Raw genomic sequence first — 16,622 nt, forward strand, 5'->3', positions numbered from 1 at the left:
TCCATAAACCCCACGTTATTTAGAGCTAGCCGAAGCGATATGAGTAACTTAACCAATTGTATTACAAAAGAAAATGTTGCAGTAACTGCTGATGAAAAGCCGGTTATTGGTCGCATTCACTCCTTTGAATCCTGTGGCACTGTTGATGGCCCGGGCATCCGCTTTATTACCTTTTTCCAGGGCTGCCTGATGCGCTGCCTGTATTGTCATAATCGCGACACATGGGATACGCACGGCGGTAAAGAAGTTACTGTTGAAGACTTAATGAAAGAGGTAGTGACCTATCGTCACTTTATGAACGCATCCGGCGGCGGTGTGACGGCATCCGGCGGCGAAGCCATTTTGCAGGCAGAATTTGTGCGCGACTGGTTTCGTGCCTGTAAAAAAGAAGGTATCCATACCTGTCTCGACACCAACGGCTTTGTGCGCCGTTATGACCCGGTGATTGATGAACTACTGGACGTTACCGATCTGGTGATGCTCGATCTCAAGCAGATGAATGATGAGATCCACCAGAATCTGGTCGGTGTCTCCAACCACCGGACGCTGGAATTCGCTCAGTACTTATCAAAGAAAAATGTGAAGGTCTGGATCCGTTACGTTGTGGTTCCCGGCTGGTCTGACGACGATGATTCCGCGCATCGCCTGGGCGAGTTTACCCGCGATATGGGCAATGTCGAAAAAATCGAACTGCTGCCCTATCATGAGCTGGGCAAACATAAATGGGTGGCAATGGGCGAAGAATATAAGCTGGATGGCGTGAAGCCGCCGAAGAAAGAGACCATGGAGCGCGTAAAAGGCATCCTTGAGCAGTATGGTCATAAAGTGATGTATTAATCGACAACTGTCTTATCCGCTTTTAAACGGCTACCTATAACGGTAGCCGTTTTGCTATCTGGATAACGCTCTTACCGCGAAAACACCAGTGACCTTAAAAGGCGCTCATATAACAGGAGCGCCGTGGAAAAGCGTATCGTTATGCGTGTCTACGCGCCAGTAACGGGAAAATTAAACCCAACCCGACCAGCACAAAAGGCGTCACAATATTCAACGTAAGCTGGAATATCCACTCCGGCGTGAACGCCTCCATTTTGGGGAAAATACCGGTAAGGCAGGCAAACGCAGTGAAGGAAAAACACCAAATCCCCACGGTTAACGCCAACGCCCGGTTGCGAATAAACACATATTCGGGTTTGTACTTTTGCGCCAGTCGAATGACGGCAATAAAGGCGACAAATACCCACAGATAGCGCAGCGGCATAACGACAGAGTTGAGATTAAGCAGCCATTTGTACAGGTTGTTCATATCGCCGATGCCAAGTGTTGGCAACATAATCAAGATAGCGACCAACACTAATGTCAGCAAATAACCGTTAACTGGCGTACCTGAAGCGTTAGTTCGACATAAGCGCTGCGGGATATATTTACTGTCTGCGTCACCCAGCAATACTTTCAGTGGTGCATCAATAGAAAACACCAGCGCGGCGATTTGACCCAGAGTATTGGCAATAGCATAAATCACCATTAATGTATTACCCATATGGTAATACTCACCCAATTTCTGGAACGCATAATACTGCCCATTGGTCATTAAATCGTCAGGTATATGCCGGGAGTCAAACATCATTCCCATCGCCAACGAACCGAGGATAGCGCAGACCGCAACCATGACGGCTAAAAAGAGCATCCCTTTCGGAAACTCTTTTCCTGGGTTCCGCGTCTGGTTGACGTAAGGTGAGATCTTCTCCGCCCCGCCAACCGCAAAGACCAACATAGATATGGTGGTGATATAGGTAAAATCGATATGGGGAATAAATGACTGCCAGGTGATGTTAGCGGTCGCAATTTCAACGTTTGTAATGGCCGGCGCGGTCACTGCCATCACAACGTATAAAATTGACATGATAAACATGGCAATCCCGGCCACAGACCCAACAACCTTTAGCGATTTCATCCCCCGGGAAGCAACCCACATAAAGAAAACAAACAATGCCAGCGTCAGCCCCTGCAAGGCAACGACGGTATACTCTTTTATCAACGAGCCGTCGCCTTTTAACGCCCATCCCAGAGCAATGAGTATCGCCTGCGGCTTTTGCGCCAGGTAGGGAATATGCACCACCCAATAGGTCCATGCCGCAAGGTAAGCCAGCCCCGGCCCCATCGTATGCTTAATCCAGGTACTGACGCCCCCTTTTCCCTCTTTGAAGGTTGAGCCCAGTTGGCCCACGATCAAGGCATAAGGAATAAAATAGAGCGCAAAAATAAACACCCAGGAGAAGACAACCACTAACCCCTGGTTAGCATAGTTATTGACAACATTGCCGAATCCCCAAACGGTAATAAACGACATCAAGGCAATGTTGTACCATCGCAACTGTTTTTCCTGCACATTCGGCATAACGCGATCCTTCGTGAATACAATGTTATTACTATAAATGAAGCGGGGAATTATGCGCGGTAAAGACGAGGAGAGAAAATAGAGGAACGCAAAATTATAACCTTCGACACATTTTATTTTTTAGCAAAGCAAGAAAATTATGCAGGTCAATTATTCTACGTAAAACATAAATAAAGAGTATGCAAGACTCACGTCCTGCATACGATTCAGAGAACAGTTAGATGTGGGCGACAGGATTGGGCGTCTGACCGGCGTTACGTAACAGCATCAGCAGATAAATAAACGATACGCTGGCGATCATAATAAACAGCAGATTATCTGAATAATTCTGCATTAACATCGCAGTAAAAGACGGCCCTAACAGGCTTCCTACCGTATAACTTAACAACAGCGCCTGGTTCATTGCCACAAGCTGGTGGTGTTCGACTTTTTCACAGGCCCAGGCCATTGCGACGGGATAAAGCGTAAAACCCGCCGCCCCCAGAATAAACAGAGCCGGCGCCATCGCCGCCTGGGTTAACATGGCGATACTGCCGAGTATTACAACGAATACCTGTACGCGTAACACCAGCAAGCGACCAAATTTGTCCGCCAGACGTCCCATTGGCCATTGCCCCAAAATACCGGCGCTAACCAGCACCGCCATCCAGAAACCGATGCTGGCGTTAGCCATCCCCTGATGCTTCAGATATAACGGCATCAGGCCATATAATGAACCAAGAACAATGCCGGAAATAATACAACCATTCACGCCAAGACGCGCCTGGCGTAGCTTCAGCATGGCGCTAATAGAAGTGGAATGACGCGCCTCCGTTTGCTGATTTACAATCCGGGTAAAGAGTAGCGGTAGAATTCCCGCCAGAATCATACCCGTAACCCAGGGAAGGACGTGCAGCAATTCACCAGACACTTTACTGACCAGTAATTGTCCAAGAAAGGTCCCCACGTAATAGACCATCATATAGGCGGCAAGCAGGCGCCCGCGATTATGCGAGGTTCCGCTGCACATCAACGCGCTTTCGACAACAACCCAAATCATGGCACAGCCGATGCCGGCAATAAAACGCCAGCTCATCCAGCTCCAGAACCCCACCATCACGCCCAATCCGACACAACCTGCGGCGAAGATCAACGAGGCAAGATAATAGCTACGGTTAAACCCAATGCGTTTAATTAAATACCCGGTAAATAATGTCCCGACCAGATTGCCGGTAAAATAAGACGAGCTGACCATCCCCACCTGCCAGGTAGGAAGGTTTGCCTGGGCAAGCCACAACGGAACAAGCGTATTCAGTACCGCAATGGCCAGAGTCAACAAAAGTAGCCCGCACAGCAAAAGCATGACGGGACGGGTATAGGTGGACATGAATAAAAACCGTGAGGAAGTTCAAATTTCATGCGCATCATGCCACCGCCAAAAACATTGTCAATCGGCTCCGCATGGGCGATCCGCAAGTTTTGAGACTATCGATTTGATTTACTGATTCTGAACGTGAATATATTGAACGGTTAAAAATTCATCTCCTTGTTTTTATTGATCTAACCCACAAAAGCGGCGTTTCGCTCAGTCGAAAAATTTCATGGTTCCTGCAGACGCATTTTTCCGGTCTATGCTTTCAGAGGAGGACTGCATCGCAAGGCTTTTGTTACCCCACTCCCCTTCCAATGGAGAAGATAATGGCCAGACCTTATGTTCGTCTCGATAAAAATAATGCCGCCGTGCTACTGGTTGATCATCAGGCGGGTTTACTTTCGTTGGTTCGGGATATCGAACCGGATAAATTTAAGAATAATGTGCTCGCTCTCGGCGATTTAGCAAAATACTTTAACCTGCCAACCATTCTGACCACCAGTTTTGAAACCGGGCCCAACGGGCCACTGGTCCCGGAGTTAAAAACACAGTTTCCGGATGCCCCTTATATCGCACGCCCCGGGAATATTAATGCCTGGGATAATGAAGATTTCGTCACTGCCGTCAAAGCAACCGGCAAAAAGCAATTAATTATTGCGGGCGTCGTCACCGAGGTATGCGTGGCATTTCCCGCGCTGTCGGCCATTGAGGAGGGTTTTGAGGTCTTTGTTGTGACCGATGCTTCGGGCACATTTAATGAAATTACCCGCCACTCCGCGTGGGATCGTATGTCTCAGGCTGGCGCTCAGTTGATGACGTGGTTTGGCATCGCATGTGAATTACACCGGGACTGGCGAAACGATATTACAGGCCTGGCTACGCTGTTTTCCAATCACATACCGGATTATCGCAATTTGATGACCAGCTATGATACGTTGACGAAACAGAAATAGAAAACCGGGGCGAAAGCCCCGATTTTACTCCACTGCCGGATAAAAAGCAGTATGTTAACTGGCTACTGCCATGCCCACAGTCATATGCAGACCATAGAATACGCCGCGGCCAATCAATTCCCCCGCCAGCATCAGAATGAAGGCGACAGAGAGCAACGGTACCGCAGGTTGATACCCTTTTAACTGCGGCACAATCCAGCAGCACAGCGCCGCCGCCAGCAGCACCATACGCCATGCCATCAGCGAACCATAATCCGGCACCAGCGCAGACGCCTGCTGAATGGAACTGTGAATCGTCGCCAGTTCCGCGCCCTGCATGGCCGCCATAATAGCGCTGACCACCAGCGCCAGCACCGAAACCGCAGGCAACAGGCGCATCGCCCAACCATTCACGCCCGCGATACGCAGCAGTAGATAACCCAGCAGCGGCCCCCCCATAAAGAGCGTCAGGAAGAAGCCTAGCGGCGTCCAGATGCTATACCATGTCGGTACTGTATCGATGCTGTTATACACGCGAACCATCATCCAGACGAAGACGACGCCCAGTACCATCGTGATAACCAGCCAGAGTACACGCAAGGCCGACGGCAGCTTTTTCAGTACCGCCAGCAGCCAGCCAATCCCGCCGATCGCAAAAAACACCGAGCCGCTGGCAATTTCATTGCTCAGTGCGGAAGCGCCCACGCGGTTAAGCGAGTTAAAGGCGCGCATCGGCGAACCCAGATGCAGCATCGAGGCGATAAAGCCAATCCCCATCAGCACCCACAGACCAAACATACAGGCGATTACCCGCTGCTGCGTTTCCGCGCGCAGATCGCCTTTCATCAGCGCCAGGGCCAGAACAATAAAACCACCAGCCACGCACTGACCAAAGACCGTGAAGATCATCAACGGCCATTCATGCCATCCACTTCCCATCTTATACCTCCTTCGGATTGGCCAGATAACCGGTGGTGTCCCCGGTCGGGCGGCTGTTGGCGTTGGGTTTTATCACAATATTCGGCTTCGTGAAGTGCGCGCGCGGCAACGGCGCAACGGCGGCCAGCTCACCGTGTTTTTTACGCAGTTCGTCTATCGGGCCGAAATCCAGCGCCCGCAGCGGGCAGGATTCCACGCAAATCGGTTTCTTGCCTTCCGCCACCCGGTCATAACAGCCGTCGCACTTGGTCATATGACCTTTGGCCGCGTTGTACTGCGGCGCGCCGTACGGGCAGGCCATGTGGCAGTAGCGGCAGCCGATACAGACCTCTTCGTTCACCACCACAAAACCGTCATCGCGCTTGTGCATCGCGCCGCTCGGGCAGACTTTGGTACAGGCCGGGTCTTCGCAGTGGTTGCACGAAATGGAGAGATAATAGGCAAAGACGTTCTGGTGCCAGACGCCGTTATCTTCCTGCCAGTCGCCGCCCGCATACTCATAAATGCGGCGGAAGCTGACATCCGGAGTCAAATCTTTGTAGTCCTTGCAGGCCAGTTCGCAGGTTTTGCAACCGGTGCAACGGCTGGAATCAATAAAAAATCCATACTGGGTTGTCATCGGTTACTCCTTACGCCTTTTCAACCTGAACAAGGTTCGTATGTGACGGGTTCCCCTTCGCCAGCGGAGAAGGACGTTGGGTCGTCAGTACGTTAATACATCCGCCCTGATCCACGCGTTTTGCATCCGGGTCGTACCATGCGCCTTCTCCCAGGGCGACCACGCCCGGCATCATGCGCGGCGTCACTTTAGCCTCGATATGTACTTCGCCGCGATCGTTGAAGATGCGGACTTTATCGCCATTGTTGATACCGCGTTTCTGCGCGTCCATTGGGTTAATCCACATTTCCTGGCGACAGGCAGCTTTCAGGACGTCTACGTTGCCATAAGTGGAATGAACACGCGCTTTATAGTGGAAGCCCGTCAACTGCAACGGGAATTTATCCGTTAGCGGATCGTTATAGTTTTCAAAACCTGGCGTGTAGATCGGTAATGGATCGATCACGTCGCCTTCCGGCAACTCCCAGGTGGCGGCGATATCCGCCAACGCCTGTGAATAGATTTCAATCTTGCCCGATGGCGTTGTAAGTGGATTCGCCTGCGGATCTTCGCGGAAGTCTTTATAGGCAACATGGTGGCCTTCGGGGTCGCGCTGTTTGAAGATGCCTTGCTTACGGAACTCCTCAAAGGTGGGCAGATTCGGAATGGATTTACGCGACTGTTCGTACAGATGACGCATCCACTCTTCTTGCGTCCGTCCTTCGGTAAACTGTTGCTCCACGCCAAGACGTTTCGCCAGTTCGCTGGTCATCTCATAAATCGTTTTACACTCGAAGCGCGGTTTAATCGCCTGGTCAGTGAAGATAACGTAAGACATGTTCCCGCAGGAGGCATCCAGCGCAAAGTCCATCTGCTCAGAAGCGGTGCAATCCGGTAACAGAATATCGGCGTATTTTGCCGACGAGGTCATATGACAGTCGATAACGACGATCATTTCGCACTTCTTGTCATCCTGTAAGATTTCGTGGGTGCGGTTAATCTCAGAGTGCTGGTTAATCAGACAGTTGCCAGCATAGTTCCAGATCATTTTGATCGGCACATCCAGCTTATCTTTACCCCGCACGCCATCACGCAGCGCCGTCATTTCCGGGCCGCGCTCAATGGCATCGGTCCACATAAACATGGAGATGCTGGTTTCAACCGGGTTTTCCAACGTGGGCATACGTTCAAATGGCAGGTCATAAGACCCTTCGCGCGCGCCGCTGTTACCGCCGTTAATCCCAACATTACCCGTCAGGATCGCCAGCATCGAGATGGCGCGCGTGGCGATTTCTCCATTAGCGTGACGCTGTGGTCCCCACCCCTGGCAAATATAGGCGGGTTTAGCGCTGCCGATTTCTCGCGCCAGCTTAATAATGCGATCCGCCGGGATACCGGTAATTTGCGCCGCCCACTCCGGCGTCTTCGCGACACCGTCTTTACCCTGGCCCAGAATATAGGCTTTATAGTGGCCGTTTTTCGGCGCGCTGGCAGGCAAGGTTTTTTCGTCATAACCGACGCAATATTTATCCAGGAACGGCTGATCGACCATGTTCTCGGTAATTAATACATATGCCAGGCCATTGACCAGCGCCGCATCGGTACCTGGGCGAATCGGAATCCACTCATCTTCACGACCGGCGCCGGTGTCGGTGTAACGGGGATCGATAATGATCATCCGCGCGTTTGATTTCTGCCGCGCCTGTTCAAGATAATACGTTACACCGCCCCCGCTCATGCGGGTTTCGCCTGGATTATTGCCAAACAACACCACCAGCTTACTGTTTTCAATGTCGGATGGACTATTGCCATCCGCCCAGCCGCCATAGGTGTAGTTCAGACCCGCTGCGATTTGCGCGGAAGAGTAATCGCCGTAATGGTTGAGATAACCGCCGCAGCAGTTCATCAGACGGGCGACCAGCGTTTTTCCCGGCGGCCATGAACGTGTCAGCGTACCGCCCAGAGTTCCCGTGCCATAGTTCAGATAAATGGACTCGTTGCCATACTCTTTGATAAGACGCTGCATATTGGTGGCAATGATATCGTAGGCTTCGTCCCAGCTAATACGCTCAAATTTACCTTCGCCGCGCGCGCCGACGCGCTTCATCGGATACTTGAGCCGATCCGGGTTATAGACGCGACGACGCATAGAACGACCACGCAGGCAGGCGCGAACCTGGTGCAGACCATCGTAATCATCGTTTCCGGTATTATCTGTTTCTACATATTTGATTTCGCCATCCATAACATGCATACGTAGCGGACAACGGCTGCCGCAGTTTACCGTACAGGCGCTCCAGACGACTTTCTCGCCCGTTTTCGCCGGGCTTATCGCCTCTGCGGCGTTAGCGATGCGGGTAAATGGCAGGGTAAATGCGCTACTGGCCATCGCCAGGCCGCCTATCGCAGTGGTTTTGACTAAACCACGACGGCTCACCTCGGCTGCCAGCACGGCATCAGGGATCTTAGTTTTCATAAGGGCTCACTCTGCTGCTCACAATAAAAACAATAAGTCGATGTATAGATTTTTATATAGCGATGACACCGTTATAAAGTCTGATATATATCGAAAAAGTAGAAAAATAGCGTTAAAAACTGACCTTCATTCGAAATCAGTATTACCCCTAATAGAGTAGGGATTATTGTCCGGTATCAAACTGGCATAAAAAAAGCGCCCGAAGGCGCCTTTTAGAAGAGGAGAAAGCGAGGATTAGCCGATATATTCCAGTCCGTTCATGTACGGACGTAATACTTCCGGCACTTCAATGCGACCATCAGCCTGCTGATAGTTTTCCATCACGGCTACCAGGGTACGGCCTACCGCCAGACCAGAACCATTCAGGGTATGGACCAGGCGGGTCTTTTTGTCGGACTTACTGCGACAGCGTGCCTGCATACGACGCGCCTGGAAGTCCCAGATGTTAGAGCAAGAAGAGATCTCGCGGTAGGTATTCTGCGCCGGAACCCAGACTTCGAGGTCATAGGTTTTGCAGGCGCCGAAGCCCATATCACCGGTGCACAGGATGATTTTACGGTACGGCAGTCCCAGTAGCTGGAGCACTTTTTCCGCGTGGCCGGTCATCTCTTCCAGCGCCGCCATGGAATCTTCCGGGCGAACGATCTGCACCATCTCAACTTTGTCAAACTGATGCATACGAATCAGACCACGGGTATCACGACCATAAGAACCCGCTTCAGAGCGGAAACAGGGCGTATGCGCCGTCATTTTAATCGGCAACTGATCTTCGTCGATGATTTCATCGCGTACCAGGTTGGTCAGCGGAACCTCCGCCGTCGGGATCAAAGCATAGTTGCTGCTGTCTGCTTCTTCTTCCAGCGGGCGAGTATGGAACAGGTCGCCTGCGAATTTCGGCAATTGACCGGTGCCATACAGCGTGTCGTGGTTAACCAGATACGGCACGTAGTTTTCGCTATAGCCGTGCTGTTCCGTATGCAGATCCAACATGAACTGCGACAATGCGCGATGCATACGCGCAATCTGTCCTTTCATCACCACAAAACGGGAGCCGGTCAGCTTAACCGCAGCGGCAAAGTCGAGGCCGGAGTGCATTTCCCCTAAGGTGACGTGATCGCGGATTTCAAAATCAAACTCACGCGGCGTACCCCAGCGGCTGACTTCAACGTTGTCGTTTTCATCTTTGCCTACCGGCACTTCATCCGCAGGCAGATTTGGAATGGTTAGCGCGATATCGCGGATCTCCGCCAGCAAGGAATCCAGCTCGGCTTTCGCCGCATCCAGCTCTTCGCCCAGTTTATTCACTTCCCGGCGTAAAGGCTCAATATCTTCCCCGCGCGCTTTCGCCTGGCCGATGGATTTCGATCGAGAATTACGCTCTGCCTGCAGGTTTTCCGTGTTGACCTGCAAAACTTTACGACGCTCTTCAAGAGCGCGCAGCTTATCTACATCCAGCTTAAAGCCCCGGCGTGCCAGTTTTTCAGCGACTGCGTCTGGCTCATTACGCAGCAGATTGGGATCGAGCATGCTTATCCTGTGCTTATCGAATAATAAAAGGAAACGCGATCAATTGATGATCGCATCTGATTATATTGATGAACGTAAAACCCGTTTATTTGATGGCGACGTTTTCGCCTTATCTGACCGACAACAGCAATAACGCATCCATTGCGCCATACCCGCGGACCTCATAAGCAACGCGCTATCAGGCATAACGAGATTCATCATCAACGCCATGATACCTGGAGCATCATATTTAGAGATAACCTTACCGCAACGTTTACCCTAGCGGTAGCGTTTTGTGGGGCTATTTTGATCCTGTTCAGCCAGCCAGGCGAGCTTTTCGCCAATCTTGCCTTCCAGACCACGATTTGTCGGATGATAATAGCGCGTTTGCGCGATTTCCGGCGGGAAGTACACTTCACCCGCAGCATAAGCATTGGGCTCATCGTGGGCATAGCGGTACTCCTGGCCATAGCCCATCTCTTTCATCAGTTTGGTTGGCGCATTACGCAGATGGACAGGAACGTCATAATCAGGACGTTCGCGCGCGTCGGCCAGCGCAGCCTTAAAGGCGGTATAGACGGCGTTGCTCTTCGGCGCGCAGGCGAGATAAACGATAGCCTGCGCGATCGCCCTTTCGCCTTCAGCCGGGCCAACGCGAGTGAAACAATCCCAGGCGGCAATGGCGACCTGCATCGCGCGCGGATCGGCATTACCAACATCTTCCGAGGCGATAGCCAGACAGCGACGCGCCACGTACAGCGGATCGCCTCCTGCGGTAATAATTCGGGCATACCAATAGAGGGCAGCATCCGGCGCGCTACCGCGCACTGATTTATGTAAGGCGGAAATAAGATCGTAGAAACGATCGCCTTTGTTATCAAAACGCGCGCTGCGCTCGCCGGCGATCTCGGTCAATAAGGCGGGTAATAAAACCCGTTTACCGCTGTCATCCGCCTCCGCCATATCGGCCATCATTTCCAGCGTATTTAAGGCGCGTCGCGCGTCGCCATTGACCAGCTCAGCAATCGCTCGCCGTGTCTCATCCGGTAACACGATATCCTGATCGCCGTAACCACGCGTTTTGTCCTGCATCGCCTGGTCCAGCACTTGCTCAATATCGTCGGTGGTCAATGATTTCAGCAGATAGACCCGCGCTCGCGACAATAGCGCCGAGTTCAGTTCAAAAGAGGGGTTTTCCGTGGTCGCGCCGATAAAGGTGATAGTGCCATCTTCGATATGCGGTAAAAAGGCGTCCTGCTGGCTTTTGTTAAAGCGATGCACTTCATCGACAAACAGGATGGTACGGCGTCCGGCATTACGATTCTGGCGGGCACGCTCGATAGCTTCACGGATCTCTTTCACCCCGGAAGTAACAGCGGAAATACGCTCGACATCAGCGCTGGCGTAGCGGGCGATCACTTCGGCGAGCGTGGTTTTTCCCGTGCCTGGCGGCCCCCATAAAATCATAGAGTGCAGATGTCCGGCCTCAATAGCGCGAGGCAACGGTTTACCTGCGGCCAGCAAATGCTGCTGGCCGATATACTGCGCTAAATTTTCCGGCCGCATCCGCGCGGCCAGCGGTTGAAAGGTATTATCAGAAAAATCGAGCGACAGATTGCTCACTCATCGCCTCTACTTACGTTGGTCGTCTATCGTTACCCCTTGCGGCGGAGTAAACGTAAATTTTGATGGATCAACAGCGCCGTTTTGCTGGGATTTTAACTGATAGGCGCTACGCTGATCGTCTTGTTCTATGGCGCTAAACTGATGGATAGTCCCGTCGCGTCCCACATTGATGGTGAACTGTTTCAGATTGCCGTTGCTGGCTTTCGGCGTCAGCACAAAATTATCGCCATCCTGCTTAATATTATACTGCTGCCAGTCGCTGGCCTGGTTGCGGGCAATTAGCATAAACGGTGTATTTCCGGTGGCATCTTTCAACCACGTGGCGGTAGCCTGTTCTACAAACGGGTTATAGAACCATAACGTTTTGCCGTCAGAAACCAGAATACTCTCGTCGGGTTGCGTCATATGCCAGTTGAATAAATTTGGCCGCTTAACCCATAAATCACCTTGCCCCTCCTGCACCGCAGCGCCGCTGCCATCGGTGACTTTTTGAGTAAAGCTGGCGTGAAAGCTGCTCACTTTATCCAGACGGCTTTTCAGAGAGCTGGCGGCGTCAGCCCATACGCTGCTGGCTACAACGCTTGAAAGTAATGCACAGGCGATTGCCATTTTTTTCATCATTATTCCTCAAGTTTCGACACTCCCGACCAGGAGCGCCTTTTGCTTTCTATTCCAGGCCAAAAATCAGCATGAGGAAAGAAGAAAATACTGAATTTTGTTACCGGATGGCAGCCTGAACGGCGCCATCCGGCTTACAGGTTTACTCAAAAGGCGGCGGAGCCAGCACTTCACGATTACCGTTATGTCCCTGAGCGCTGACAATACCCTGCGCTTCCATCTGTTCGATAATACGCGCCGCACGGTTATAGCCGATGCGGAACTGACGCTGAACGCCGGAAATGGACGCTTTACGCTTCTGGGTGACGAAATTAACAGCCTGATCGAATAGCGCATCTAATTCTTCGCCGCCGTCAAAACCGCCGCCACCACCTTCGCTTTCGCTGTCGGAGGTAATGCCATCCACATATTGCGGACGACCGCGCGCTTTCCAGTCCTGGACCACCGCATGGACTTCCTGGTCACGTACAAACGCTCCATGGACACGTACCGGCATGGTGGAGTTTGGTCCGGAGTAGAGCATGTCCCCCATCCCCAATAGCGACTCAGCGCCGCCCTGATCAAGGATGGTGCGGGAGTCGATCTTGCTGGATACGGTAAAAGCAATACGGGTTGGAATGTTGGCTTTAATTAAACCAGTAATCACATCGACCGACGGACGCTGCGTCGCCAGTACCAGGTGAATCCCCGCGGCGCGCGCTTTCTGTGCCAGACGCGCGATCAGTTCTTCAACTTTTTTACCGACGGTCATCATCAGGTCGGCAAATTCATCGACCAGTACCACGATATACGGCAGTTTTTCCAGAACCGGATGCTGAATATCCATACTGTCGCCCGGCTTCCAGTACGGGTCCGGAATCGGACGTCCCATGCGGGCCGCTTCGGCGATTTTCTCGTTGTAACCGGCCAGGTTACGCACGCCGAGCGCGGACATCAGCTTATAGCGACGTTCCATCTCATTGACGCTCCAGCGTAACGCGTTAGCCGCGTCTTTCATGTCGGTGACAACTTCGGTCAGCAGATGCGGAATACCTTCGTAGACCGAGAGTTCCAGCATTTTCGGGTCGATCATGATAAAGCGAACGTCTTCCGGCTGCGCTTTATACAGCATACTGAGGATCATGGCGTTAACCCCGACCGACTTACCGGAACCGGTCGTACCAGCCACCAGCAGGTGAGGCATTTTCGCCAGATCCGCCACTACCGGATCGCCCGCGATATCCTTACCTAACACCACGGTAAGCGGTGACGGATTCTCGCGGAATTTGGCGTTATCCAACACTTCGCGCAGATAAACGGTTTGCCGTTTCTTGTTCGGCAATTCCAACCCTACGTAAGGTTTGCCTGGAATGACTTCCACAACGCGTACGGCTACGGTTGACAATGAACGCGCCAGATCGCGGGAAAGGTTGGAGATACGCGCCGCTTTAACGCCCGGCGCCAGATTCAGTTCAAAGCGAGTAATGACCGGGCCTGGCGAATAGTTCACCACATCAGCTTTAATGCGGAAATCCGCCAGGCGCGCTTCAACCAGACGCGCCATTTGTTCCAGCGCAAAGGTATCTACCGGTTCAACTTCGCTCGGCGGCGGCGTCAGAAGATCTAACGAAGGCAGCGGCGTCGTCGGACGCTGTAATGGACGGCTGTCGCCGTTACGCATCAACAGCGGGTGGATCAGGCTGTCTTGCGGCGCTGCCGGTTGTTGCGGCTGCGGCGTAACCGACTGTTGCGGCTGCTGATAATGCGGCTGCGGCGCTACCGGCTGTTGCGGCTGCTGATAGTGCGGCTGCGGCGCTACCGGCTGTTGCGGCTGCTGATACTGCGGCGGCTGCGCTACCGGCTGTTGCGGCTGCTGATAGTGCGGCTGCGGCGCTACCGGCTGTTGCGGCTGCTGATACTGCGGCGGCTGCGCTACCGGCTGTTGCGGCTGCTGAACAGGCGCTGACTCGGGCATTACGCCCGGCGTGAACAACGGTTCGTGCGGGCCTTCATCAACCAATACTTTCATTGGCGAGAAATCAAGATCGTCCAGTGAGAACGGCTGCGCGCCAGCGGGTTGCTCGCCGGAATAGCGCTGCTGTTGCGAAGCAGCAAACTGACGGGCCAATTCAGCTTCCGCGGCGGTATCGTCATCATCTGTCTGCTGCGTATCGTGCTGATACGCCTCACCATAACGATGCTGCTGCGACTGCGCAAACTGACGGGCTAACTCGTCCTGATGCATTGCATCTATTTCTTCATCTGTTAACTGCGGGCCCGTCTCGTACTGATTGCGCTCCGCCTCGCGGGCTTTTTCTTCTGCAATCCTCTGCGACGGCAGTTTAATACCGTACGACGCCAGTTCCCGACGAGTCGGCACGCGAACGCGGTTCGGACGCGGCAGTTGCGGACCAATCCCCTCTTTCACCTGCGAACGCGGCGCGCCGCCGGTAGCCAGACCAAATGCAGGCGCAGCGGCTGCGGCGCCTGCTGCCAGGGCGCCACTCTTGATACCTGCGGCAAGCGGCGCGGCGGCGGCTACCGCTTCTACTGGCGGTATGGATGGCGCGACAGATACCGAAGGTTTGACCGGCGTGCTCTCTTTTACCGGCTCCGGAATCGGTTGGTACCATGCCGCCAGTTGTTCGCGCTCACGGGCGCGTTTCTCTTCCACCTCTTCAAAATAGTAAAGCGGAGGACGGGCGGGTCTGGTCTCTTCTATGCCAGGTTCAGGCTCGGTGGCAACCTGCTGTTCGATAACCGGCGGTGGCATGTGGGAAGGTTCAGCCGCTATCGGCTCCGGCTGATAAACTGGCGTCGGCTGATGGGTCGGCTCCGACTGCCAGTGTTGTTCGGCATCCGGCGCCTGCCATTGCGGCTGTGTTTCCTGCGGCGCAAGAGATTCATATTCTGCTGTGGTCGCTGGCGTCGCGGCGTATTGCGGCGCGGAGGCGACAGGAACAGGTTGCTGCCACGGCGCACCTTGCGCCTCCTGCGGTTGAGCATATTGCGGATGCGGCGGATACCCCTCCGGCGCAGGCGCGATAACCGGTTCGCCAGTTTGCGGCCCCGGTACGGGCTGCCACTCCACGGTCGGTTGCGCAGCAACCGGCTCCGCCCCCGGCATGGACGGCATTTGCATGATGGGATCGGCGGACGCCGCCCACGTCTGAGTGGCTGCGGTTGCGGCCGCAGCGGCGGCGACAGGTTCAACCACAGAGTGACCGTTTAGCAGAGGATCATAGTCATCATATTCCGACTGCGTCGCACGGTTGCCCGAAAACAGAACATCGTCGGGATCGGCAGCGACGCCGCGCGCGCTATACTGGATATCATCGTCATCATCCATCCGTTTGCCGGAAAAGAGCGCGGCATCGGTCTGACGGCCCCGTGGATTGCTGAATTTTTCAGCCAGTCGTTTACGACGCGCCAACGCGCCGCGCAGAATACGCGCCCGGCGAGATTCACGCTGCACACCGTCTGTTTCTTCATCGTATTCGTCATCATACTCTTCGTCGTCAACCCACGTATCATCACGCCGGGTACGGTTGCTGGCGAAAGTCAGTATATTAAGCAACCAGCCGCCTAATTTTTCGGCGATACTAACCCAGGACCAGCCGGTAAAGAGCGTCAGCCCGGCAGCCCAAATACAGAGAAGCGTTATCGTTCCGCCGCTACTATGCAGCAACGGCTGCAGCGTGGTGCTTAACAGGCTGCCAATTACGCCGCCGGAGGCGAAATACCAGATATCGTCGGCGTTAATGGCCGCCAGACCGCAGGAGGTGAGAATCAGCGCCAGCACGCCGATAAGGCGTAGCGACACGGCGAAATAATCGATGTAATCATCCGTAGACTGGTGACGCCACGCAAACCAGCACCCACCGGCAATAATGACAGGGATGGTGTAGGCCATCACGCCAAAAATAAAGAACAGAGTATCGGCCAGCCACGCGCCCGGCGCACCGCCTAAATTATGGATGGGTTCATGCCAGGCGGTTTGCGACCAACTGGGGTCCGAAGGGTTAAAGCTCAACAAGGCCGCCATCAACCAGACGGCAAAAAGGGCAATAAGTATCAACAACGCTTCCAGAAGTCGGCGCCCGCTGCTTAACTTCGTCAATGTGACGTCTTTGTCTTCAGTATATTCCTGGCTCAAAAAAGGCTCTCCAGGTTCCGGGCTTTTCCCGCCCGATGCTAAA

At 53.4% G+C, this 16,622-nt stretch carries 11 protein-coding genes; 2 read left to right on the forward strand and 9 right to left on the reverse strand.

Going from position 1 to position 16,622, the window contains the following annotated elements:
• Positions 1-39 precede the first annotated feature (39 nt).
• On the forward strand, positions 40-837 hold the full coding sequence (pflA, locus tag F4V72_RS13990; protein WP_023247070.1) for a pyruvate formate lyase 1-activating protein: 798 nt from the start codon (positions 40-42) through the stop codon (positions 835-837).
• Between the two features lie 139 nt (positions 838-976).
• Here the strand turns inward: pflA and F4V72_RS13995 are convergent, their stop codons facing one another.
• The gene (locus F4V72_RS13995) at positions 977-2,398 is read right to left on the reverse strand and encodes an APC family permease (RefSeq protein ID WP_023247071.1); all 1,422 of its coding nucleotides are present in this window, start codon (positions 2,396-2,398) and stop codon (positions 977-979) included.
• A gap of 217 nt (positions 2,399-2,615) precedes the next feature.
• On the reverse strand, positions 2,616-3,764 hold the full coding sequence (locus F4V72_RS14000; protein ID WP_000109276.1) for an MFS transporter: 1,149 nt from the start codon (positions 3,762-3,764) through the stop codon (positions 2,616-2,618).
• Positions 3,765-4,075: 311 nt separating this feature from the next.
• Between F4V72_RS14000 and ycaC the strand changes: the two genes are divergently transcribed.
• Positions 4,076-4,702, forward strand: a complete 627-nt coding sequence (ycaC, locus tag F4V72_RS14005; protein ID WP_053509607.1) for an isochorismate family cysteine hydrolase YcaC — start codon at positions 4,076-4,078, stop codon at positions 4,700-4,702.
• A gap of 54 nt (positions 4,703-4,756) precedes the next feature.
• Here ycaC and F4V72_RS14010 read toward each other — a convergent pair whose 3' ends face one another.
• From F4V72_RS14010 to ftsK, 7 genes are all read right to left on the reverse strand, one after another.
• On the reverse strand, positions 4,757-5,620 hold the full coding sequence (locus tag F4V72_RS14010) for a dimethyl sulfoxide reductase anchor subunit family protein (protein ID WP_023247073.1): 864 nt from the start codon (positions 5,618-5,620) through the stop codon (positions 4,757-4,759).
• Position 5,621: 1 nt separating this feature from the next.
• A complete protein-coding gene (gene dmsB, locus F4V72_RS14015; RefSeq protein ID WP_000213069.1) occupies positions 5,622-6,239 on the reverse strand; it encodes a dimethylsulfoxide reductase iron-sulfur subunit DmsB in 618 nt (205 codons plus the stop codon).
• A gap of 10 nt (positions 6,240-6,249) precedes the next feature.
• On the reverse strand, positions 6,250-8,694 hold the full coding sequence (dmsA, locus tag F4V72_RS14020; RefSeq protein WP_111764477.1) for a dimethylsulfoxide reductase subunit A: 2,445 nt from the start codon (positions 8,692-8,694) through the stop codon (positions 6,250-6,252).
• 234 nt (positions 8,695-8,928) lie between these two features.
• Positions 8,929-10,221 (reverse strand): serine--tRNA ligase, encoded by a 1,293-nt coding sequence (serS, locus tag F4V72_RS14025; RefSeq protein WP_023248443.1) that lies wholly within the window; start codon positions 10,219-10,221, stop codon positions 8,929-8,931.
• 258 nt (positions 10,222-10,479) lie between these two features.
• Positions 10,480-11,823, reverse strand: a complete 1,344-nt coding sequence (rarA, locus tag F4V72_RS14030) for a replication-associated recombination protein RarA (RefSeq protein ID WP_000067785.1) — start codon at positions 11,821-11,823, stop codon at positions 10,480-10,482.
• Between the two features lie 9 nt (positions 11,824-11,832).
• The gene (gene lolA / locus F4V72_RS14035) at positions 11,833-12,444 is read right to left on the reverse strand and encodes an outer membrane lipoprotein chaperone LolA (RefSeq protein ID WP_023183251.1); all 612 of its coding nucleotides are present in this window, start codon (positions 12,442-12,444) and stop codon (positions 11,833-11,835) included.
• A 142-nt stretch (positions 12,445-12,586) separates the two neighbouring features.
• Entirely contained in the window at positions 12,587-16,579 is a 3,993-nt protein-coding gene (gene ftsK, locus F4V72_RS14040; protein WP_136058383.1) for a DNA translocase FtsK, read from the reverse strand.
• Positions 16,580-16,622: the final 43 nt, after the last annotated feature.

It is taken from the genome of Salmonella enterica subsp. diarizonae, from assembly GCF_008692785.1.
Lineage (GTDB): Bacteria > Pseudomonadota > Gammaproteobacteria > Enterobacterales > Enterobacteriaceae > Salmonella > Salmonella diarizonae.